General features: G+C 64.7%; 20 protein-coding genes. 9 read left to right on the plus strand and 11 right to left on the minus strand.

Annotated features, from left to right (window positions below; all coding sequences use genetic code 11):
- Positions 1-2 precede the first annotated feature (2 nt).
- The 3 genes from MHM97_RS16310 to cobA are packed head-to-tail and all read right to left on the minus strand — an operon-like array spanning position 3 to position 2,732.
- Entirely contained in the window at positions 3-1,670 is a 1,668-nt protein-coding gene (locus MHM97_RS16310; protein WP_239323415.1) for a nitrite/sulfite reductase, read from the minus strand.
- Positions 1,663-1,971: a DUF2849 domain-containing protein gene (locus MHM97_RS16315; RefSeq protein WP_239323416.1), complete on the minus strand. Its 309-nt coding sequence runs from the start codon at positions 1,969-1,971 to the stop codon at positions 1,663-1,665. Before MHM97_RS16315 ends, MHM97_RS16310 begins: the two co-directional genes overlap by 8 nt.
- Positions 1,971-2,732, minus strand: coding sequence for a uroporphyrinogen-III C-methyltransferase (gene cobA, locus MHM97_RS16320; RefSeq protein ID WP_239323521.1), 762 nt, complete (start codon positions 2,730-2,732; stop codon positions 1,971-1,973). The genes MHM97_RS16315 and cobA overlap by 1 nt, the downstream gene beginning before the upstream one ends.
- A 209-nt stretch (positions 2,733-2,941) precedes the next feature.
- Here cobA and MHM97_RS16325 point away from each other — a divergent pair, with 209 nt between their 5' ends.
- The gene (locus MHM97_RS16325; RefSeq protein WP_239323417.1) at positions 2,942-3,421 is read left to right on the plus strand and encodes an Lrp/AsnC family transcriptional regulator; all 480 of its coding nucleotides are present in this window, start codon (positions 2,942-2,944) and stop codon (positions 3,419-3,421) included.
- 72 nt (positions 3,422-3,493) lie between these two features.
- Here the strand turns inward: MHM97_RS16325 and MHM97_RS16330 are convergent, their stop codons facing one another.
- Positions 3,494-3,754, minus strand: a complete 261-nt coding sequence (locus MHM97_RS16330) for a hypothetical protein (protein ID WP_239323418.1) — start codon at positions 3,752-3,754, stop codon at positions 3,494-3,496.
- A gap of 117 nt (positions 3,755-3,871) precedes the next feature.
- Here MHM97_RS16330 and MHM97_RS16335 point away from each other — a divergent pair, with 117 nt between their 5' ends.
- The gene (locus MHM97_RS16335; protein WP_239323419.1) at positions 3,872-4,783 is read left to right on the plus strand and encodes a LysR substrate-binding domain-containing protein; all 912 of its coding nucleotides are present in this window, start codon (positions 3,872-3,874) and stop codon (positions 4,781-4,783) included.
- Positions 4,784-4,964: 181 nt separating this feature from the next.
- Here MHM97_RS16335 and MHM97_RS16340 read toward each other — a convergent pair whose 3' ends face one another.
- Complete coding sequence (locus MHM97_RS16340) at positions 4,965-6,152, minus strand: cytochrome P450 (RefSeq protein ID WP_239323420.1); 1,188 nt, start codon at positions 6,150-6,152, stop codon at positions 4,965-4,967.
- A 61-nt stretch (positions 6,153-6,213) separates the two neighbouring features.
- On the opposite strand from MHM97_RS16340, the gene MHM97_RS16345 reads away from it, so the two are divergent.
- The 5 genes from MHM97_RS16345 (at position 6,214) to MHM97_RS16365 (ending at position 12,692) form a co-directional block, all read left to right on the plus strand.
- Positions 6,214-7,965, plus strand: coding sequence for an ATP-binding protein (locus MHM97_RS16345; RefSeq protein WP_239323421.1), 1,752 nt, complete (start codon positions 6,214-6,216; stop codon positions 7,963-7,965).
- Positions 7,962-9,215: a sigma-54-dependent transcriptional regulator gene (locus MHM97_RS16350; protein WP_239323422.1), complete on the plus strand. Its 1,254-nt coding sequence runs from the start codon at positions 7,962-7,964 to the stop codon at positions 9,213-9,215. The genes MHM97_RS16345 and MHM97_RS16350 overlap by 4 nt, the downstream gene beginning before the upstream one ends.
- A 249-nt stretch (positions 9,216-9,464) precedes the next feature.
- Positions 9,465-10,469, plus strand: a complete 1,005-nt coding sequence (locus MHM97_RS16355; protein ID WP_239323423.1) for a DctP family TRAP transporter solute-binding subunit — start codon at positions 9,465-9,467, stop codon at positions 10,467-10,469.
- Between the two features lie 169 nt (positions 10,470-10,638).
- Positions 10,639-11,316: a TRAP transporter small permease gene (locus MHM97_RS16360; protein ID WP_239323424.1), complete on the plus strand. Its 678-nt coding sequence runs from the start codon at positions 10,639-10,641 to the stop codon at positions 11,314-11,316.
- The gene (locus tag MHM97_RS16365) at positions 11,316-12,692 is read left to right on the plus strand and encodes a TRAP transporter large permease (protein WP_239323425.1); all 1,377 of its coding nucleotides are present in this window, start codon (positions 11,316-11,318) and stop codon (positions 12,690-12,692) included. Before MHM97_RS16360 ends, MHM97_RS16365 begins: the two co-directional genes overlap by 1 nt.
- A 156-nt stretch (positions 12,693-12,848) precedes the next feature.
- Here the strand turns inward: MHM97_RS16365 and tpiA are convergent, their stop codons facing one another.
- The 6 genes from tpiA to rimK all read right to left on the minus strand — a co-directional run bounded on the left by tpiA (position 12,849) and on the right by rimK (position 17,376).
- Positions 12,849-13,589, minus strand: a complete 741-nt coding sequence (tpiA, locus tag MHM97_RS16370) for a triose-phosphate isomerase (RefSeq protein ID WP_239323426.1) — start codon at positions 13,587-13,589, stop codon at positions 12,849-12,851.
- Between the two features lie 146 nt (positions 13,590-13,735).
- Positions 13,736-14,089, minus strand: a complete 354-nt coding sequence (locus MHM97_RS16375) for a HesB/IscA family protein (protein ID WP_239323427.1) — start codon at positions 14,087-14,089, stop codon at positions 13,736-13,738.
- 155 nt (positions 14,090-14,244) lie between these two features.
- Positions 14,245-14,607 carry an SUF system Fe-S cluster assembly protein gene (locus MHM97_RS16380; protein ID WP_239323428.1) on the minus strand — a complete coding sequence of 121 codons (363 nt, stop codon included), beginning with the start codon at positions 14,605-14,607 and terminating at the stop codon, positions 14,245-14,247.
- A 99-nt stretch (positions 14,608-14,706) separates the two neighbouring features.
- Complete coding sequence (locus MHM97_RS16385; protein WP_239323527.1) at positions 14,707-14,979, minus strand: NfeD family protein; 273 nt, start codon at positions 14,977-14,979, stop codon at positions 14,707-14,709.
- Entirely contained in the window at positions 14,979-15,866 is an 888-nt protein-coding gene (locus MHM97_RS16390; RefSeq protein WP_239323429.1) for an SPFH domain-containing protein, read from the minus strand. The genes MHM97_RS16385 and MHM97_RS16390 overlap by 1 nt, the downstream gene beginning before the upstream one ends.
- Positions 15,867-15,960: 94 nt before the next feature.
- Positions 15,961-17,376: a 30S ribosomal protein S6--L-glutamate ligase gene (gene rimK, locus MHM97_RS16395; protein ID WP_239323430.1), complete on the minus strand. Its 1,416-nt coding sequence runs from the start codon at positions 17,374-17,376 to the stop codon at positions 15,961-15,963.
- 70 nt (positions 17,377-17,446) lie between these two features.
- Between rimK and tgt the strand changes: the two genes are divergently transcribed.
- The gene (gene tgt, locus MHM97_RS16400; RefSeq protein WP_239323431.1) at positions 17,447-18,577 is read left to right on the plus strand and encodes a tRNA guanosine(34) transglycosylase Tgt; all 1,131 of its coding nucleotides are present in this window, start codon (positions 17,447-17,449) and stop codon (positions 18,575-18,577) included.
- Positions 18,578-18,872: 295 nt separating this feature from the next.
- A complete protein-coding gene (locus MHM97_RS16405) occupies positions 18,873-19,973 on the plus strand; it encodes an alkene reductase (RefSeq protein ID WP_239323432.1) in 1,101 nt (366 codons plus the stop codon).
- Positions 19,974-20,012: the final 39 nt, after the last annotated feature.

Here is a 20,012-nt window from a genome sequence, read left to right on the forward strand (position 1 = left end):
GCTCAGGCCACCTTTTTGTCTGCCGCCGGGTAGAGCGCCGCCTTGAAGGGCTCCATGCCAACGCGGCGATAGGTCTGGAGGAATTCCTCCTCCGCACTCTCGCGCTGCTCCAGATAGGTCTCCACGATGCGCTCCACCGCGGGGACGATCTCGTCATAGGCAAAGCCGGGCCCGGTGCGGGTGCCGATCGCTGCCGTTTCGGTCGCGTCACCGCCGAGGGTGATCTGGTAGTTTTCGACCCCTGCGCGATCCAGACCAAGGATGCCGATATGGCCAACGTGGTGGTGGCCACAGGCGTTGATGCAGCCGGAGATCTTGATCTGCAGATGGCCCACGTCGTGCTCCATCTTCAGATCCTCGAACCGGGTGGCGATCTCCTGCGCGACCGGGATCGACCGCGCGGTGGCCAGGGCGCAGTAATCCATGCCGGGGCAGGCGATGATGTCCGAGATCAGCCCGATGTTGGCGGTGGCCAGATCGGCGGCCTTCAGACGCGCGTGGATCGCCGGCAGGTCGTTCTTGTGCACATGCGGCAGGATCACGTTCTGCTCGTGGCTGATGCGCAGCTCGCCATAGGCGAACTCCTCGGCGATATCGGCCATTTCGCGCATCTGCGCGGCGGTCGCATCGCCCGGGGTCGCCCCGTGTTTCTTGATCGAGATGGTCACGATCGCATGCCCGGGCGCCTTGTGCGCGGCCAGGTTGGTATCGGCCCAGGCGCGGAACACCGGGTCGGAGTCGTAGGCGGCGTCAAAGGCCTCGGTGCCGCCGCTGCGGAACTCCGGCGCGGCAAAGTGGCGCTTGATGTCCTGGAACAGCGCCTGATCGGCACCGCCAAAAGTCGGGCGCACCTGTTCGAACCGCGCGTCGGTCAGCTCGCGGATCTTCTCCAGACCCATTTCATGCACGGTGATCTTGATGCGGGCCTTGTATTTGTTGTCGCGGCGCCCGTACTGGTTCCAGACCGAGATCACGCTCTCGATATAGGGCAGCAGGTCATCGGCAGCGACAAAGTCGTTGAGCACCTTGCCGATCATCGGGGTGCGGCCAAGGCCACCACCCACCAGCACCTGATAGCCAAGCTCGCCCGCGTCATTGCGCACGATCTTCACCGCCAGGTCATGCGCCTTCAGCACCGCACGGTCATTGGCGGCGCCAGAGACGGCGATCTTGAACTTGCGGCCCATGAACTGGAATTCCGGATGGTCGGTGGACCACTGCCGGATCAGCTCGGCGATCGGGCGCGGATCTTCGATCTCGTCGGCGGCTGCACCGGCGAAATGGTCCGCGGTCACGTTGCGGATGGTGTTGCCCGAGGTCTGGATGGCGTGCAGGTTCACCTCCGCCAGCGCGTCCAGCATGTCCGGCACGTCCTTCAGCTTCGGCCAGTTGTACTGGATGTTCTGCCGGGTGGTGAAATGGCCATAGCCCTTGTCCCATTTCTCGGCCAGCAGCGCCAGCGCGCGCATCTGATCGGGATTGAGCGTGCCATAGGGGATCGCCACCCGCAGCATATAGGCATGCAGTTGCAGGTAGAGCCCGTTCATCAGGCGCAGCGGCTTGAACTCGTCTTCGGTCAGCGCGCCGTCGATGCGACGCTCGACCTGGGCGCGGAACTGACGGTTGCGCTCGGCGAGAAAGGCGTGGTCGAAGTCGTTGTACTTATACATTGGCTGCGGCCTCCTGTTTGCCGTGGCGGTAGTTCGAGGGCCCGGTGCGGCGGAACGCCTCGCGGAAGTGGGTGGGTTCAGGACCGGTCTCCCCGGCCTGAGCATCGGCGAGATAGGCGCCGACCGCGACCTGCGGCTGGCTCTGCGCCTCCAGCAGGCGCAACTGTGCCTCCGCCTCGTCGACGATCAGCTCGGCCTCTTCCAGGACGCGGGTCCAGCCGCCCGCGGCGGTGAGATAGATCACATCGCCTTCGAGCAGGTCGTTGGCGGTGACGACTTTGGGGGTAAATGCACGGGCCATCAGGCAAGCTCCATCTGAATATCGGTGCGGGCGGCGGTGGCGGCAGCTGCGCGCGGCGCCAGCCCGAGGAAGGTGAGGGCCGGGCCGTCAAAGGCGGCGGCGGCCAGATCGGCGGGCAGCCGGTCAAGGGTGGTGGCCAGCACGCGCTGGCTGTCACGAGAGGCGTTCTCCACCACGGTCACCGGCGTCGCCGGGTCGGCGCCATGCATCAGCATGCGCCCCTGCACGAACCGGGCGGATTTCTTGCCCATATAGACGGCAGCCACTTCGCCCGGACGGGCAAGCTGCGCCCAGTCGTGATCGGCAAAGCCCTTCATGTCGTGACCGGTGAGGAACCGCACCGAGGAATTGCGCCCGCGCTGGGTCAGGCTCTGACCGATCGCGGCCACGGCGGCAGAGGCGGCGGTGATGCCGGGCAGGATCTGCGTGTCCACATCAGCGGCCTCGCAGGCGGAAAGCTCCTCGTCGAGGCGGCCAAAGATCGTCGGATCGCCCGATTTCAGCCGCAGCACGCTGCGCCCGCGCTTGGCATGATGCACCAGCCGCGCGCAGATATCTTCCTGCGCCATCGAGGGGCCGAAGCCCTCCTTGCCGACGTCTTCGAGAAGGGCCCCGTCATGGGCCAGCGCCATGATCTCGGCGCTGACCAGACGGTCGTAGAGGATCACATCCGCCGTGCGCAGCGCCTTCAGCACCTTGAGCGTCAGCAGGTCCGGGTCTCCGGGGCCGGAGCCGGCAAAGGCCACCACGCCCGGGCACATCACGCCCTGCGGTCCCGGAAGGGCGGGCAGGTCGGCGGGGATATGGCTGGTGTCGCGTGGCATTGGCGGGTCCGTCCGTGGTGTTTGACTTGGGATTAGATATAGGAAATATTCCCGTCTGGACGCTATATGCGCCGGGAAATAAGGACATGCGTCCGCAGCCCTCCGGGCAGGAAGTCCGGATGTCCTCAGGTTTGGAGAATTTTGGAATGACAGTGCGGATCGACGCCACGGATCGGAAAATTCTGGCGGAACTGCAACGCGATGCGGGGCAATCCCTGGACGAAATCGCCAAGCAGGTGGGCAGTTCCAAGACGCCGGTGTGGAATCGTATCCGCAAGCTGCGCGAGGCCGGGGTCGTGGGCAATCAGACCATGATCCTCGATGCCGAGGCGCTGGGGTTCGAGGCCTGTTTCTTCGTGCTGATCCGCACCTCGGAGCATGAGGCCGACTGGCAGGCCGCGTTCCTCAAGGCGCTGCGCGAACGCCCCGAGGTGCAGGAGGCGCATCGGCTCGCCGGTGACATCGACTATATTCTCAAGGTTCGGGTCCGCAACGCGCGCGCCTACGACAAGTTCTATCAGGCGCTGATCTCCGAGGTGCGGGTGCACAATGTCACCGCGCTCCTGTCGATGGAGGAGATCAAATCCACCACCCATTTGCCGCTGGAGCAGATCCGGGTGGAGTGACCCGGCGGCGATCCGCAGCGCCAACCTGTGTCGAGGCGCAAACGTTGACCGCCGCATGACGGGGACGCTCCCCTAGAGGGGCGAGCGCAGCACCAGTTGCCGCCCGTCCTCCAGCCGCCACGGCAACTGATCCTTGCCGCTGGTGGCAGGCTGTACGCCAATGTCGGCCAGCAGATGCGGCGAGGTCTCTGCCAATCGGCGCAGATCCTGTTCCGGAATCCTGACAGCCGGCGCAGGTTTTCTCACGCCAAATCTCTCGCGAATCCGGCGAAGAAGAGTGCGGACCCCGGAGCGCCTGCCCAGTGCTGCCTGGGTGTTCAATACTGTGGTCATGGCCTCATCTCCCTAATATCGGCGTCCGTGCTTTGGGAATACGGGGTCAGGGGGCTTGCGCGCAAATCAGTTAAATTCCATGATTGGATCAGGAAAACTGATCCATGAGGGAGCGTCATGCGCCTGCCGCCGTTGAATGCCCTGCGCGCCTTCGAGGCCGCCGCCCGCCATCAGGGGTTCATTCAGGCGGCCGAAGAGCTGTTCGTGACCCGCGGTGCCATCAGCCGTCAGGTCAAGATCCTGGAGGATCACCTCGGGGTGGGGCTGTTTCACCGCCATGCCCGCGGGGTGGAGCTGACCACGGCCGGGCGGCGGCTCCATCCGGTGCTGACCGAGGCGTTCCAGATGATGCAGCGGCAGGTCGAGCAGATCGCCTCCGATGCCTCCGAGCTGCGGGTGATCTGCCCGCCAACCCTGTCGATCCGCTGGCTGCTGCCGCAGCTGGAGACGTTCCGGGCGGCCCATCCGGAGATCAAGCTGCGGCTGACCACCGATTTCTACAGCACCAAGGGGTTCGAGGCCGCCGAGTACGACCTTGGCATCTCCTTGCAGAACCGCCCCGGCCGGTCGGCATCGCTCCAGGTGCTGCCGCTGTTTGAAATGGTGCTGTCACCGGCCTGCGCGCCGGCGCTGCTACCGGACCTGGCGGCGAAGGGACCCCCGGCGCTGGCGCAGCAGCGGCTGCTGCACGAGAGCCCGCGGCGCAGCGACTGGCCCACCTGGGTGCAGCACTTCGGCGTCGCGCAGGTCGACGCCACCGCCGGCGAGGTGTTTCCCAACCTCGACATGGCCACGCGCGCGGCGGTGATCGGGGCCGGTGTGGTGATGGCGGATCTGGTCCTCTGTGCCGAGGAGCTGGCGCGCGGCGACCTGGTGCTGCCCTTCCCGGAGATGACCTGCGGCACCCCGGATGGCGCCTATGCGCTGGTTGGCGAGGCGGAAAAATGGCACGATCCCAAGGTGGTGGCCTTTCGCGACTGGCTGATGGCGGGGCCCTGCGCAGCGGCGCTTTCGGCGCTGCCGCAGTGACGGGACGCAGGCTGCGAAAGGGGGGGCGCTGCCCCCTCGGCGCGTTCGCGCCTCCCCCCGAGGTATTTGGCAAAAGGTGAAAGAGGCGCGCCGCGCCGCGTCAGCGGCGCCGGGCCCAACGGCGCAAGGGGATCTGTGATCCCCGCCGCGCGGGCGGGAGCGCCCCCGGCCGGGTTTGTCCTCAGCTGCGCGTCACCCACAGGCGGGTCAGCCCGTGGAAGTGATAGGTGTTGGAATAGACAGGCTGTTCCGCCAGCGACAGCTCCGGGCAGCGCGCAAACAGGATCGGCAGGGCAATCTCCATCTCCAACCGCGCCAGCGGCGCGCCGACACAGAAATGCAGCCCGCCGCCAAAGCTCTTGTTCACCTTCGGGGGGCGGGTCGGGTCAAACTGATCTGCGCGCGCCAGCGCCTCCGGGTCGCGGTTGGCCGCCGCCAGCATCAGCGCCACCTGATCACCGCGCTGGAAGGTATGACCGAGCACCTCGACCTCCTCATAGGCGTAGCGGGTAAACATATGCAGCGGCGGATCATAGCGCAGGATCTCCTCCACCAGTCCCGTGATGCCCTCGGGGGCCAGCCACTCGGGCGACCAGCCCTGTTCCAGCATCGTCTTTACCCCGTTGCCCAGCGAATGCACCGTCGCCTCGTGCCCGGCATTGAGCAGCAGGATGCAGGTGCCGATCAGTTCATCGGTGGAGAGGCTCTCGCCATCCTCTTCGGCCTGAATGAGGCGGGTGATCAGATCATCGCCCGGTGTCTTGCGGCGCTCGTCCACATAGTCGGTGAGAAAGGCGATGAACTCTTCGCTCGCTTTGGCGGCGGCATGTTCGGTCTCGATGGTTTTGGAGGCCTGATACATCGCCACCATCTTGTGCGACCAGTCCAGGAGCTTTGGGGCCATGTCTTCCGGCACGCCGAGCAGGCGGCAGATCGCGATCACCGGCACCTGCGTGCAATAGGCGGTCAGCAGATCAAAGGGCGCATCCTCGGGAAAGGCGTCGATCAGATCATGGCACAGCGTCTCCAGCCCCGGTGCCAGCGCCTTGATCTCGCGGCTGGTAAAGGCGCGCAGCACCAGTTTGCGCAGGCGTGTGTGCCGGGGCGGTTCTGCATCCAGCAGGGAATGTGCTTCGACCTGCAAAAAGGGCGCCAGATGGGCCGGGCCCTCGGTGGCCATCTCGGCGGGGATTTCGCGGCCAAAGCGGCGGTCGCGCAGCAGCATATGCACCGTGTCATGGCCAAAGGCCGCCACCATCTTGTAGTCCTGCCAGTACCCGAGTTTCCCGGCCGCGCGCGCGGCGTCGTAAAACGGGTAGGGGTCCTGGACAAACGCCGGCTCGGTCGGGGATTGGATCAGTGTTTTCATGGCTATGGGTTTTTGCCGAGGTCTCTGGCCTTGGCAAGGGGGGCTTTGCTACTGTGGCGCAATGTTGAAAACACGTCACCCCCGTCTGGCCCTGATCCTGGGCGTTGCCATCGCCATTGCACTGCTGTCGGCTGCGGTCTGGTCCTCGGGCTACCGGCAGGCGCTCACCGCCCTGGCGGAGCGCAGCGCCTCCGATCTGGCGCTGGCCTCCGACCGGGTCAGCACGCAGTTGCAGATCTACCGCGAACAGGCGGTGCTGGTGGCGACCCATCCGGCGCTGCGGCGGCTGGATGAGCCGGTGGGCCGGCGCGCCGCCCAGGCGCTGCTGCGCGGGGTGGCGGACAAGACCGGTGCGCTCGACGTGTTCTATGCGGATGCGCAGGGACAGGTGCTGGCCGCCGCCGAAGGGGTCACCGGTCCCAGTGTGGCCACCAGTGACTATTTCCGCCGCGCCATGCAGGGCGCCATGGGCACCGAGGCCCGGGTGCTGGCGGGCAGCGACCGGCGGGTCTATTTCTTTGCCGCGCCAGATTTCGGCCCCGATGGCCGGGTGCGCGGCACCCTGGTGGTGGCGGCGGATATCGAGCTGGTGGAGCAGACCTGGCGCGGCTCCTTGCCGGCGGTCTATTTCACCATCCGCGACGGGCAGGTGTTCATGTCGAACCACTCCGAACTGCTGTTCTGGCAGCGCGAGAGCACCCGCCCTGGCTTGCGCGCGGCGTCGGGTGCGCCGCAGCCACTGCGGGTGCGTCACATCGGATCGCATGAAATCTGGCAGCAACGCTGGAGCCCCTATCTGCCCAACCAGGCGCTGCATCTGGGCATCGACCTGCCGGCGATCGACATGCAGGGCGAGATCCTGGTGGACATTGCCCCGGCGCGGCGGCTGGCGGCGCTACAGACCATGGCGATGGCGGCGGTGGGGCTGGCGTTTGGCACCATCCTGTTCCTGGTGGCAGAGCGCCGCCGGACCCTGGCCGCCGCCAATGCGGAGCTGGAACAGCGCGTCGACACCCGCACCCGTGCCCTGTCGGAGGCCAACGTCCAGCTGCGCCGCGAGGTGCGCGAGCGCAAGGAGGCAGAAGCGGCGCTGAAGCAGGCGCAGGCCGAACTGGTGCAGGCTGATAAACTCTCGGCGCTGGGGCAGATGTCGGCGGGCATCAGCCACGAGCTGAACCAGCCCTTGATGGCGATCCAGCAGTTTGCCGAGAACGGTCAGGCCTTTCTGGAGCGCGGCAAGGCCGAACGCGCGGGCGAGAACCTCACCCGCATTGCGCAGATGTCGGCGCGGATGGCCCGGATCATCAAGAACCTGCGCGCCTTTGCCCGCAACGAGAGCGAGCCGGTGGGCCGGGTCGATCTGGTGCAGGTGATCACCGCGGCGGTGGAGCTGACCGAAACCCGCCTGCGCGACCATGACGTGACGCTTGACTGGCAGCCCCCCGAGGCGGGCGCGATCTGGGTGCGCGGCGGCGAGGTGCGTCTGACGCAGGTGTTTGTGAACCTGATCAACAATGCGGTGGATGCGATGATGGGACAGGACGACCGCCTGGTTCGGATCGTCGTCAACGCGGGCAACCGGCTGACGGTGACCGTGCAGGACATCGGCCCCGGTCTGAAGCAGCCCGAAAAGGTGTTTGAGCCGTTCTACTCGACCAAGGCAGTGGGCAGTTCCGAAGGCATGGGGCTGGGGCTGTCCATTTCCTACGGTCTGGTGCAAAGCTTTGGCGGCAACATCCGGGGCACCAACACCGAACATGGCGCCCTGTTCACGGTCGAACTGGACTACTGGAAAGAGGAAACCGCCGCATGATGCGCTCCCTGTCACCGCTGCCCACGCGAAAGGTCCTGCTGGTGGATGACGACGCCGCCGTGCGCGAGGCGCTGGGCCAGACGCTGGAGCTGGCTGATCTGGACACCATGACGGCGGGGTCGTTTGTGGCCGCCAAGGATCACATCACCGCCGATTTCGACGGGGTGATCCTGTCGGACATGCGGATGCCGGGGCGCGACGGGTTCCACCTGCTGGACTACGCCCAGGGTGTGGATGCGGAACTCCCCGTGGTGTTGCTGACCGGCGAGGGCGACATCCCGATGGCGGTCAAGGCGATGTCCGAAGGGGCGTTTGATTTCCTCGAAAAACCCTGCGAGGCGGCGACGCTGCTGGCGGTGCTGGAGCGGGCGCTGAAGACCCGGGCGCTGGTGTTGGAAAACCGCCGCCTGCAAACCCAGCTCGAAAGCGGTGATCCAGCGGCGCGGATGCTGTTCGGCTCTTCGCCACAGGCGCAGGAGCTGCGGGCGCGGGTGCGCTCTGTGGCGCCGACCGAGGCGGAGGTGCTGGTCTCCGGCCCGCCGGGCAGTGGCATTCCCAAGGTGGCCGAAGTGGTGCATCTGATGTCGCGTCGCGGGCAGGGGGCCTTTGTCAAACGTCCCGCTGCCGGTCTCACGCCCGAGGCGTTCGAGGAGCTGTGCCACCGCGCCGAAGGGGGATCGCTGTTCCTGGACGAGCTGTCGGCGATGCCCGAGGCGACGCAATTTGCGGTGCTGGAGCGGCTGGAGCAGGGCCCGGAGGTGCGCATCATCGGCGGCTCCTCCGCCGATCTGGCCGATCTTGTTGCGGCGGGAAAATTCAACGCCGATCTGTTCTACCGGCTCGATGTGATGCGGGTGCGCATCCCCGCGCTGGCAGAGCGGCGCGACGACATTCCGGTGCTGTTTCGCCACTATGTGAGCCAGGCCGCCGAACAGGCCGGGATCGAGGCGCCGGAAATCAGCGCCGACACCCTCGCCGGCCTGATGGCGCAGGATTGGCCCGGCAATGCGCGCTCGCTGATGTCGGCGGCGATGCGCTTTGTTCTTGGCATGCCGGAAGAGGTCTCAGAGGCCGCCGATCTGGGGCTGGCAGAGCAGATGGCACAGGTGGAGCGCTCGCTGCTGATCGCCGCGCTGGGCCGGCAGAACGGCAAGGCCTCCGCCGCCGCCGAGGCGCTGAAGCTGCCGCGCAAGACCTTCTATGACAAGCTCACGCGCTATGGGATTCGCCCCGAGGATTACCGGCGCTAACAGATGTGCGGTTTTTCGCACAATGCCCGGCACCCCATGTGCGGGATTTCGCACAGCCGCGCCGCGCGGCCGTGTGCGTAACGCAAAGAACCTATAATAACCGCAAGATAAGAAACAAAAAAACGGTTTGTTTGATCGATTCTCGAATCATCGCTTGAGCCTGTCTCCCCCATTGCCAATTCTACCTGCCAAGCCCCGGGCGCTGTTTCGGGGTTGGAGGACAAATTAGGATTCTTAGGGAGGATCACCATGAAGTTCCTGACTGCTGCCGCCACCGCAATGGCGCTGACCGTGACCGCTGGCGTGGCCCAGGCGGATGCCTGTGATGATGGCGAGATCGTCGTCAAGTTCAGCCATGTGACCAACACCGACAAGCACCCCAAGGGGATCGCGGCCTCGTTGCTGGAAAAGCGCGTGAACGAGGAAATGGACGGCACCATGTGCATGGTGGTCTATCCGAACTCCACGCTCTATGACGACAACAAGGTGCTGGAGGCGATGCTCCAGGGCGACGTGCAGCTGGCCGCACCGTCCCTGTCGAAGTTCGAGAAATTCACCAAGCAGTTCCGCCTCTTCGACCTGCCGTTCATGTTCAAGAACATCGACGCCGTGGACGCGTTCCAGGCCTCCGACAATGGTCAGGCGATGCTCGACAGCATGCAGCGCCGTGGTCTGCAAGGTCTGGGATACTGGCACAATGGCATGAAGCAGATGTCGGCCAACAAGCCGCTGCTGAAGCCCGAAGACGCCAATGGTCTGAAGTTCCGCGTGCAGTCCTCTGACGTGCTGGTTGCGCAGATGGAAGCGATCGGCGGCAGCCCGCAGAAAATGGCGTTTTCCGAGGTCTATGGCGCGCTGCAGCAGGGTGTTGTGGACGGTCAGGAAAACACCTGGTCCAACATCTACGGCAAGAAGTTCTTCGAGGTGCAGGACGGTGTGACCGAAACCAACCACGGGGTGCTGGACTATCTGGTGGTGGCTTCCGTCGACTGGCTCGACAGCCTCGAGCCCGAAGTGCGCGACCAGTTCATGACCATCATGGATGAGGTCACCGCAACCCGGAACGCCGAATCCACCAAGGTCAACAACGAAGCCAAACAGGCGATCGTCGAGGCCGGCGGCACCGTGCGTCAGCTGAGCCCGGAACAGCGTCAGGCCTGGGTCGACGTGATGAAGCCGGTGTGGGAGCAATTCGCCGGTGACGTGGGTCAGGACATGATCGACGCGGCGCAATCCATCAACGCCGGGCTGTAATCCGGCCCGCCTGATCCGCTGCCACGCTCCGGGGCCCGCGATACGGCCCCGGACCCCGCGGCGGTCAGGTCCGAAACATCGACGAGAGCGCGCACCACCGGGCGCTCCGTCACACTGGCGGCAGTGATTTTCCTGCCGCGCTTTTTTCCAAAAAACTGGGGAGACGACCATGTCGGGGGCAAGAACCGGCCCAACGGGGTTCATCCATTCGCTTGAAGAGACGCTGATCGCGCTGCTCCTGGGGTTCATGACACTCCTGACCTTTGCCAATGTGATCGCGCGTTATGTGTTCAATTCCAATATCCTCTGGGCGCTGGAGGTCACCGTGTTCCTCTTTGCCTGGCTGGTGCTGCTGGGCGCGTCCTATGCGGTCAAGGTGCATGCGCATCTCGGGGTCGACGCCATTGTCAACATGCTGCCGGCAAGCGCCCGTCGCACGCTGGGCCTGATTGCCGCGACCGCCTGCATCGTGTTTTCGCTGCTGATGCTCAAGGGGGCCTATGACTACTGGGCGGTGTTTGCCGACCTGCCGCCGACCTCGGGCCGCTGGTTCCCCACCGGGTTTGACACCGGCGCGCGCAGCCAGAGCTTTTACGAGGTGCAGGACGTGCCGATGATCGGGGTGCTGCGGTTCCTTGAGGATCTCATCAACTACGGCGAGTCCTACGAGAAACTGCCCAAGGTGGTGCCCTATCTGGTGCTGCCGCTGTCGATGCTGTTGCTGGTGCTGCGGTTTTTCCAGGCGGCGCTGCAAATCCTGCGCGGGCAGGCGGATCGCCTGGTTGCAAGTCACGAAGTCGAAGACGAACTCGAAGCGGTTCGCGCTCAACAGGGAGAGCATGACTGATGGAAGTTGTCCTTCTTTTTGCACTGGTCATTGGTCTGCTGCTGATCGGGGTGCCGATCGCGGTGTCGCTGGGGCTGTCCTCGACCCTGTTCCTGCTGTTTTATTCCGACAGCTCCCTGGCCTCGGTGGCGGGCACGCTGTTCCAGGCCTTCGAGGGGCATTTCACCCTGCTGGCGATCCCCTTCTTCATCTTGGCCTCCAGTTTCATGACCACGGGCGGCGTGGCGCGGCGGATCATCCGTTTCTCCATCGCCTGCGTCGGTCACCTGCCGGGCGGTCTGGCCATTGCAGGCGTCTTTGCCTGTATGCTGTTTGCGGCGCTGTCGGGGTCTTCGCCGGCCACCGTTGTGGCGATCGGCTCGATCGTGATCGCGGGCATGCGCCAGGTGGGCTATTCCAAGGAGTTCGCCGCCGGGGTGATCTGTAACGCCGGCACGCTTGGCATCCTGATCCCGCCCTCCATCGTGATGGTGGTCTATGCGGCGGCGGTCGAGGTTTCGGTCGGGCGGATGTTCCTTGCCGGTGTCATTCCGGGCCTGATGGCGGGGCTGATGCTGATGGTGACCATCTATGTGATGGCCAAGGTCAAGAACCTGCCCAAGGGCGACTGGAACGGCTGGAGCGAGGTCTTTGCCTCTGCCCGCGAGGCCGGCTGGGGCCTGTTCCTGATCGTTATCATCCTCGGCGGCATCTATGGCGGCATCTTCACCCCGACCGAAGCGGCGGCGGTGGCGGCGGTCTATGCCTTCCTGATCGCCTGTTTTGTCTACAAGGACATGGGGCCGCTGTCGAACGGCGAGGGCGCGGCCAAGACCTCGCTCCTGAAGATGCCGCAGGCGCTGATCACCGCCTTTGTGCATCCCGACACCAAACACACGCTGTTCGAGGCTGGCAAGCTGACCGTGACGCTCTTGTTCGTGATCGCCAATGCGCTGATCCTGAAGCACGTGCTGACCGACGAGCAGGTGCCGCAGCATATCGCCAATGCGATGCTGTCGGCGGGCTTTGGTCCGGTGATGTTCCTGATCGTGGTCAATGTGATCCTGCTGATCGGGGGCCAGTTCATGGAACCCTCGGGGCTTCTGGTGATCGTGGCGCCGCTGGTGTTCCCGATCGCCATCGAGCTGGGCATCGATCCGATCCACCTCGGTATCATCATGGTGGTGAACATGGAGATCGGCATGATTACACCGCCGGTGGGGCTGAACCTGTTCGTGACCTCGGGCGTGGCGGGCATGCCGATGATGGGCGTGGTGCGGGCGGCGCTGCCGTTCCTTGCGGTGCTCTTCGTGTTCCTGATCATGATCACCTATATCCCCTGGCTGTCGACGGTGCTGCCAAATGCGATCATGGGGCCGGAGATCATTACCAACTGATCCGATGTCTGAAAAGATATCTGAAAAACGGAAAAGCGCCCGGGGAGTGTCCTCCCCGGGCGCTTTGCTTTTTTGCTGGTGTCAGGGGCGCTGCCCCTCTTGGCCTGGCGGCCAATTCACCCCGGGATATTTGGGAAAAGATGAAGGAGGGCCAGCTCAGCTGGCGCCAAGCGCGGCGATGATCGGCTTGAAATCCGCAGCTTTCAGGCTTGCGCCGCCGACCAGGGCCCCGTCGACGTTGGAGACGGCAAAGATCTCTGCCGCATTGCCCGGTTTCACCGAGCCGCCATAGAGCAGCGGGATGTCGGTGCCGGCATCGCCGTAGCGCTGGGTCAGCGCGTCGCGCAGCGCATCATGCACCTCGGCGATCTGATCGGGGGTCGGCACCTTGCCGGTGCCGATCGCCCAGACCGGCTCGTAGGCCACCACGGTATTGTCGGCGGTGACGCTGTCGGGCAGGGAGCCGGCCAGCTGCATGCAGACCACCTGCAGGGTGGAGCCGGCCTCGCGGTCCTCCAGCGTTTCCCCGACGCAGACCACGGCGGTCAGATCGGCGGCAAAGGCGGCTTCGGTCTTGGCCCGCACCACCTCGTCGCTCTCGCCATGGTCGCTGCGGCGTTCGGAGTGGCCGAGGATCACGTAGCTGGCGCCCGCGTCGCGAAGCATCGGAGCGCTGATGTCGCCGGTATGAGCGCCGGAGGTCTCCGCGTGGCAGTCCTGGCCGCCGAGGCGGACCGCACCGGCCAGCGCCGCCGCGCGCAAGAGCAGCGTGGCGGGCGGGCAGATCAGCACCTCGACCCCTTGGGGCAGGTCCGCCTCGGCCAGCGCTTCCAGCTCTGCCAGGTTGTCGCCGGTGCCGTTCATCTTCCAATTGCCTGCCGCGAGTTTGCGCGCCATGTCGCCCCCCATGTGTTGTTACATAACATCGTCACCACAGGTGGTAGCACCGGGGCGCGAGGCGGGCAATCGCCGCCGCACCGGACAGCAAAAAAGGGCGGCGCATGGCCACCCTTCTGATCCGGGATATACGGGAAGTGCGGCGGTTACTCGCCCACCTTGAAGCTGATCGATTCACCGCAACCGCAGGCCTCAGCGACGTTGGGGTTGTTGAACTTGAAGCTCGACTCCAACAGCGTGGTCTCATAGTCGATCTCGGTGCCGAACAGGAACATCTGCGCCATCGGCGCGATCAGCACCCGGGCACCGTCCTGTTCCACCACCTCGTCATTGGGGTCGGCGGCGTCGACATATTCCATGGTGTATTCCATGCCCGCACAGCCGCCTTTCTTGATGCCGATGCGCAGACCGGCATGGCCCGCCTTCTCCATCAGTCTGGAGATCTGCGCGGCGGCGCGGGGGGTCATGGTGACAGCTTGCTTGCCGGGAATGGCGAACATGGGAAGGCTCCGTTTTCTGTTACCCTGTAACCTAAGGGGGGCGAGGCGGCGCATCAAGGGGAGACCACCGGCAGGGCCGTGGTCGGCGCGGGGGCAGGGGGCGTGCGATCACGATGCCGCGACCGCACAGGGCGCACGGGGCGCACAGGGCGCCGTTACATAAAGCCCAGTTCCAGCCGGGCCTCGTCCGACATCATGTCCATGCCCCAGGGCGGCTCCCAGGTCATTTCCACATCGACGCTCTTGACCCCGGGCACCGGAGAAATCGCATCGACGATCCAGCCGGGCATTTCACCCGCCACCGGACAGCCGGGGGCGGTCAGGGTCATAATGATCTTCACGTCGTTTTCATCCGAAATTTCAACGGTGTAGATCAGCCCCAGCTCGTAGATGTTCACCGGGATTTCCGGGTCATAGACGGTGCGGCAGGCATCGACCACCGGCTCGTAGAGCGGATGGGACACGGAGGAGGGCGCGATCAGCGGGGCGCCTTCAAGCGGTTCGGATGCGTCGGTCATTCAAGCCTCGGTCAGTTATCTGACGGTTTATATAGGAAACATGGCAGGCGGGGTCCAGTGGGCGTGCCGCCACGGCGGTCAGATCACCCGCGCTGCGGTTCAGTCGTTGATGTCGGTGTCGAAGGTCTTGACCTGGCCCTTGGGTAGCGCGAACAGGCGTTTCAGGATCAGCCAGGCCGCCAGCGACAGGGCGGCAAAGATCAGCAGCAACAGCGGCAGCGACACCTTCAGCGTCATCAGCAGGAGCACCGCCACGCAGGTGGCGCCGATGGCAAAGCCGAGGAAGATGAACCCCGGCAGCAGGATCTCGGCAATCCCCAGCAGCAGCGCAAAGGCGCCCCAGATCCACCACAGTGACCAGAGCGCGCCCATCATTTGCCCTTCAGCATCTTGAAGGCGTCGCCAAAGGCCTCGATCGCCTGGGCGGGCACGATGATGGTCTGCTTGCCATCGCCATTGCCAAGCGCATTGAGCGCCTCCACCTGTTTCAGCGCCACCTGATACTGCGCCGCCGACAAGCCGTTGTCGGCGATCGCCTTGGCGACGACCTCGGTGGCAAAGGCCTCGGCCTCGGCCTGGATGCGACGCGCCTTGGCGGTCTGCTCGGCGGCATAGAGCTCCGCATCGGCAGAGAGTTCCACCGCGCGTTTCTTGCCCTCGGCCTCGGTGACCTGGGCGCGGCGGGCGCGCTCGGCATTGAGCTGTTGCAGCATCGCGTCGCGAGTGGCCTGGTCGAGGTTCACATCGAGGATCTCGGCCCGGGTCACTTCGATGCCCCAGTCATCCACCGCGCTTTCGACGCTGTGCTTGATCTCGGCAATCAGCTGCGAGCGGTTGGATTGCACCTCGTCCAGATCCATCTTGCCGATCTCGGCGCGCACGATGCCCGCCACGGTGGTGGAAATCGCCCCGTCCACATCGCGGATGCGGTAGACGGTCTTTTCCGGCTCCAGGATGCGGTAGAACACCGAGGTGTCGATCTCCACCAGCACGTTGTCGCGGGTGATCGCGTCCTGGCTGGCGTTGGGCAGCTGACGTTCCAGGATGGAGACCTTGTGGCGCACAACATCCAGAAACGGCACGATGAAATTGATGCCCGGCCCAAGCACGGATTTCAGCCGGCCAAAGCGTTCGACCACGAATTTCTCCGACTGGGGCACGATGCGCACCCCCTTGAAGATCACGATGACGAGGAAGACCGCCCCGAGGATATACAGCAAGCCGCCAGAGAGGGCGTCGATGATCTCTTGTTCGTTCATGGGAAAAATCCGGCTATGACATGGTGTTGGGAGGCACCGTCCCTGCTGGGCCGGGGCGGGTCAAGGGGAAAGCCGCTGCCGGGCGCCCCTTCCGTCATTCGGCGGCATCCCCCAGCGCCTTGCGGCTGCGCAGGGGCATGGGGCGCACGTTGGCCTCGATCTCGTCGTGGATCAGGGACGCGATGTCCTTTTTCGAGGTTTTCTCGATCCCCTCCAGCCCCGGCGAGGAATTGACCTCCAGCACCTTGGGCCCGGATTCCGAGCGCAGCAGGTCCACGCCCGCCACGCCAAGGCCAAAGCAGCGCGCGGCCCGGATCGCGGTGGAGCGTTCCTCCTTGGTGATGCGCACCGACACGGCGCTGCCGCCCAGATGCAGGTTGGAGCGGAAATCGCCCTCCGCGCCGGAGCGTTTCATCGCCGCCACCACCTTGGAGCCGATCACAAGGCAGCGAATGTCGACGCCGGCGGCCTCCTTGACGAACTGCTGCACCAGAAAGTTGGCCTTGAGGCCGCGAAAGGCGGTGATGACGGAGTCTGCCGCCTTCTTGGTTTCCGCCAGCACCACGCCCTTGCCCTGCGTGCTTTCCAGGAGCTTCACGATCAGGGGCGCGCCGCCAACAATGTCGATCAGCGCCGACGTGTCCTTGGGCGAGGCGGCAAAGGCGGTGGGCGGCATGCCGATCTTGTGCCGCGCCAGCATCTGATGCGCGTGCAGCTTGTCGCGGCTGGCGGTGATGCCGGCGCTGCCGTTGACGCAATAGGTGCCGATGGTCTCGAACTGGCGCAACAGCGCGGTGCCGTATTGGGTGATCGAGGCGCCGATGCGGGGGATCACCGCATCATAGCGGGGCAGGCGCTTGCCGTCATAGTGGATCTCGGGCGACAGCGAATTGATCGACATGTAACAGCGGGTGGTGTCGATCACCTCGACCGAATGGCCGCGTTTCTCGCCCTCTTCGACCAGGCGGCGGGTGGAGTAATTGTCCTCGCGGCTCAGCACGGCAATGCGCAGCGCCCGGTTCGGCGCCTTCTTGCGGATCGCCGGGGTGGCATAGACGGAATAGTCCAGCTCCGGCTGGCAATAGCGTTCGGAGGGCACGATGGAGATATTGTCGCTCAGCGCCTGACGCCCCAGCAGCATATGCAGCGCCATGCCGCGCCGGTCGGTCAGCGTCACCTCCACCGGCCAGGTGACACCGCCGATTTCCAGTGTGGTCTCGATCACGCAGCGCAGCTCGCGATCCCCGTTGGAGGACGTCACCTCGCGCCGGTCCTTCAGCTGGGCCGAGCAGGGGATCAGCAGATCGTCCCGGCCCGGGATCGGATGCACGGTAAAGCGCACCTTGGGCGCTTTTGACGGCCCGAAGGTCTCGATATCGGTGGCATGAAGCGCCGAGGTCCGGGCGCCGGTATCAACCTTGGCGCGCAGGGCGGGCAGGCCGAGTTCGGGCAATTTGACCCATTCCTCCCAGCCGAGACGCAGATTCTGGTTCGGGTCATCTGTGGACATGGGGGCGCCTCCTTGGCATTAGGGGTGAATCACCGCCAGGGCGGTGCGCAGACTGACGCAGGAACATGAGATGGCAGAGCTTTTCAACTTTGAAATGACAGCAACGGATGGCAAGGCGCGCACTGGTGTAATTCATACACCGCGTGGCGATATCCGCACGCCGGCGTTCATGCCTGTTGGCACTGCGGCGACGGTCAAGGCGATGATGCCCGAAAGCGTGCGCGCCACCGGCGCCGACATCCTGTTGGGCAATACCTACCATCTGATGCTGCGCCCCACGGCGGAACGGATCGACCGTCTGGGGGGGCTGCACAAGTTCATGAACTGGGACCGGCCGATCCTGACGGACTCGGGTGGCTTTCAGGTGATGTCGCTGGCGGGGCTGCGCAAGCTGACCGAAAAGGGCGTGACCTTCAAATCCCACATCGACGGCTCGCGGCACGAGCTGACGCCGGAACGCTCGATGGAGATCCAGCGGCTGCTGGGGTCCGACATCGTGATGTGCTTTGACGAATGCCCCGCGCTGCCCGCCGACCGGGATCGCATCGCCGAGAGCATGCGCCTGTCGATGCGGTGGGCGGAACGCTCCAAGGAGGCTTTTGGCGACCGGCCGGGCCATGCGCTCTTTGGTATTCAGCAGGGCGGTCTGGAACAGGATTTCCGCGCCGAAAGCGCCGAAGCCCTCACCAAGATCGGCTTTGACGGCTACGCCGTGGGCGGCCTCGCGGTGGGCGAAGGACAAGAGGCGATGTTTGGCTGTCTGGACTATGCGCCCGACATGCTGCCGGTGGACAAGCCGCGCTACCTGATGGGTGTGGGCAAGCCCGACGACATCGTCGGCGCGGTGGCCCGGGGGATCGACATGATGGATTGCGTGCTGCCCTCGCGCTCGGGCCGCACCGGGCAGGCGTTTACCCGTCATGGCGTGGTCAATATTAAGAACGCCCGCCATCAGGACGACCCGCGCCCGCTGGACGAAAACTGCAGCTGTCCGGCGTGCAGCAATTATTCGCGCGCCTATCTGCACCACGTGTTCCGGTCGAACGAGATGATCTCCGGCATGCTTCTGACATGGCACAACCTGCATTACTTTCAGGACATCATGGCGGGTATGCGCGAGTCAATCGCGGCGGGCACATTTGACGCCTGGCAGAAGACCTTTCACGACATGCGTGCCCAAGGTGACATCGAACCCCTGTGACCTCCTGTGAGGCACGCGGCGCGGAAGGTGCCGCCTGTCCTGCGGGGCTTGATGGCGATGCGGCAGCACATTTTATTGTGAACAGAACCGGGCCACCTCTTGGGGTGGCCCTTTAGCGTTTTGATAGTACACGCCTTTTTCCGAAACCCGTTTGGGGGCGCCGGCAGAAATACGGGGATGCTTCTGCGCCCCGAAACATTCTTGTGGCTGGAGGGTTGAAAGGCGCAGAGGGCATGCTCAGCTCTTGTGGGGCAACATTCCTGTTGCTGGATACTTTGAGCGAAGGATACTCCCCGTGAGCCAGAAACCCGTGAGCCAGAACCTGTTTGCCGCAACCACCGCCGGTGCCCTTGAGTTGACAAATCGCGTGGTGATGGCGCCGCTGACGCGCAACCGTGCCGACGACAGCACCGGAGAGGTGCTCGACCGTCACGCCGAATACTACGCCCAACGCGCCAGCGCCGGCCTGATCATCACCGAAGGCAGCCAGATCAGCGCCGAGGCCAAAGGGTATATCCAGACCCCCGGCATCCACACCGCCGCGCAGGCTGCCGCATGGCGCAAGGTCACTGATGCGGTGCATGCCAAGGGCGGCAAGATCGTGATCCAGCTGTGGCACGTGGGGCGGATCACCCATGACTCGCTGCTGCCCGAGGGGGTGAAGGCTGTCGGCCCCACCGATCAGGCGGCGGAGGCGCAGACCTTTACCCATGCCGGGTTTGAACCCACCGCGACGCCCGAGGCGCTGACGGTTGCAGGCATACAGCGCGTGATCGAAGATTACGTTCAGGCCGCAAAATACGCCAAAGAGGCGGGTTTTGACGGCGTTGAGCTGCATGCCGCCAATGGCTATCTGCTGGAGCAATTCCTCAAGGATGGGGTCAACACCCGCAGTGATGCCTACGGCGGCTCGGCAGAAAACCGGGCGCGTTTCCTGTTTGAGGTGCTGGACGCATTGGCCACCGTCTGGGAGCCGGGGCGCATTGGCGTGCGGCTGTCGCCGTTTGCCAGCTTTAACGATGTTTCCGACAGCGACCCGGTGGCCCATTACACCCCGGTGATCGAACGGCTGAACACCTATGATCTGGCCTATCTGCACCTGATCGAAGGCGACACCGGCGGCGCGCGCGAGGGGGATTTTGAGACCCTGCGCCAGCTTTATACCGGTACCTATATGGCCAATAACGGCTATGACCGCGAGACGGCCCTGGCCCGGACCGAAAGCGGCGCCGTGGATCTGGTGGCCTTTGGGCGGCCCTTCATCTCCAACCCGGATCTTGTGGCGCGCCTGAAGGCGGACGCTCCGCTGGCAGAAGGCGATCAAGCGACCTTTTATGGCGGCGGTGACGAAGGGTTCACCGACTATCCGACGCTGGCGCTTCAGGCAGCGGAATAGGGCTCGACCTCCGGCCGGATCACCTTAGCTTTATTAACG

The sequence above is a fragment of the Epibacterium sp. Ofav1-8 genome (genome assembly GCF_022348185.1).
GTDB lineage: Bacteria > Pseudomonadota > Alphaproteobacteria > Rhodobacterales > Rhodobacteraceae > Epibacterium.

What these genes read in the sequence shown, in the direction of transcription:
- MHM97_RS16310 (WP_239323415.1), bottom strand. Translation starts at nt 1,670, where the DNA reads ATGTATAAGTACAACGACTTCGACCACGCCTTTCTCGCCGAGCGCAAC.
- MHM97_RS16315 (WP_239323416.1), bottom strand. Translation starts at nt 1,971, where the DNA reads ATGGCCCGTGCATTTACCCCCAAAGTCGTCACCGCCAACGACCTGCTC.
- cobA (WP_239323521.1), bottom strand. Translation starts at nt 2,732, where the DNA reads ATGTGCCCGGGCGTGGTGGCCTTTGCCGGCTCCGGCCCCGGAGACCCG.
- MHM97_RS16325 (WP_239323417.1), top strand. Translation starts at nt 2,942, where the DNA reads ATGACAGTGCGGATCGACGCCACGGATCGGAAAATTCTGGCGGAACTG.
- MHM97_RS16330 (WP_239323418.1), bottom strand. Translation starts at nt 3,754, where the DNA reads ATGACCACAGTATTGAACACCCAGGCAGCACTGGGCAGGCGCTCCGGG.
- MHM97_RS16335 (WP_239323419.1), top strand. Translation starts at nt 3,872, where the DNA reads ATGCGCCTGCCGCCGTTGAATGCCCTGCGCGCCTTCGAGGCCGCCGCC.
- MHM97_RS16340 (WP_239323420.1), bottom strand. Translation starts at nt 6,152, where the DNA reads ATGAAAACACTGATCCAATCCCCGACCGAGCCGGCGTTTGTCCAGGAC.
- MHM97_RS16345 (WP_239323421.1), top strand. Translation starts at nt 6,214, where the DNA reads ATGTTGAAAACACGTCACCCCCGTCTGGCCCTGATCCTGGGCGTTGCC.
- MHM97_RS16350 (WP_239323422.1), top strand. Translation starts at nt 7,962, where the DNA reads ATGATGCGCTCCCTGTCACCGCTGCCCACGCGAAAGGTCCTGCTGGTG.
- MHM97_RS16355 (WP_239323423.1), top strand. Translation starts at nt 9,465, where the DNA reads ATGAAGTTCCTGACTGCTGCCGCCACCGCAATGGCGCTGACCGTGACC.
- MHM97_RS16360 (WP_239323424.1), top strand. Translation starts at nt 10,639, where the DNA reads ATGTCGGGGGCAAGAACCGGCCCAACGGGGTTCATCCATTCGCTTGAA.
- MHM97_RS16365 (WP_239323425.1), top strand. Translation starts at nt 11,316, where the DNA reads ATGGAAGTTGTCCTTCTTTTTGCACTGGTCATTGGTCTGCTGCTGATC.
- tpiA (WP_239323426.1), bottom strand. Translation starts at nt 13,589, where the DNA reads ATGGCGCGCAAACTCGCGGCAGGCAATTGGAAGATGAACGGCACCGGC.
- MHM97_RS16375 (WP_239323427.1), bottom strand. Translation starts at nt 14,089, where the DNA reads ATGTTCGCCATTCCCGGCAAGCAAGCTGTCACCATGACCCCCCGCGCC.
- MHM97_RS16380 (WP_239323428.1), bottom strand. Translation starts at nt 14,607, where the DNA reads ATGACCGACGCATCCGAACCGCTTGAAGGCGCCCCGCTGATCGCGCCC.
- MHM97_RS16385 (WP_239323527.1), bottom strand. Translation starts at nt 14,979, where the DNA reads ATGGGCGCGCTCTGGTCACTGTGGTGGATCTGGGGCGCCTTTGCGCTG.
- MHM97_RS16390 (WP_239323429.1), bottom strand. Translation starts at nt 15,866, where the DNA reads ATGAACGAACAAGAGATCATCGACGCCCTCTCTGGCGGCTTGCTGTAT.
- rimK (WP_239323430.1), bottom strand. Translation starts at nt 17,376, where the DNA reads ATGTCCACAGATGACCCGAACCAGAATCTGCGTCTCGGCTGGGAGGAA.
- tgt (WP_239323431.1), top strand. Translation starts at nt 17,447, where the DNA reads ATGGCAGAGCTTTTCAACTTTGAAATGACAGCAACGGATGGCAAGGCG.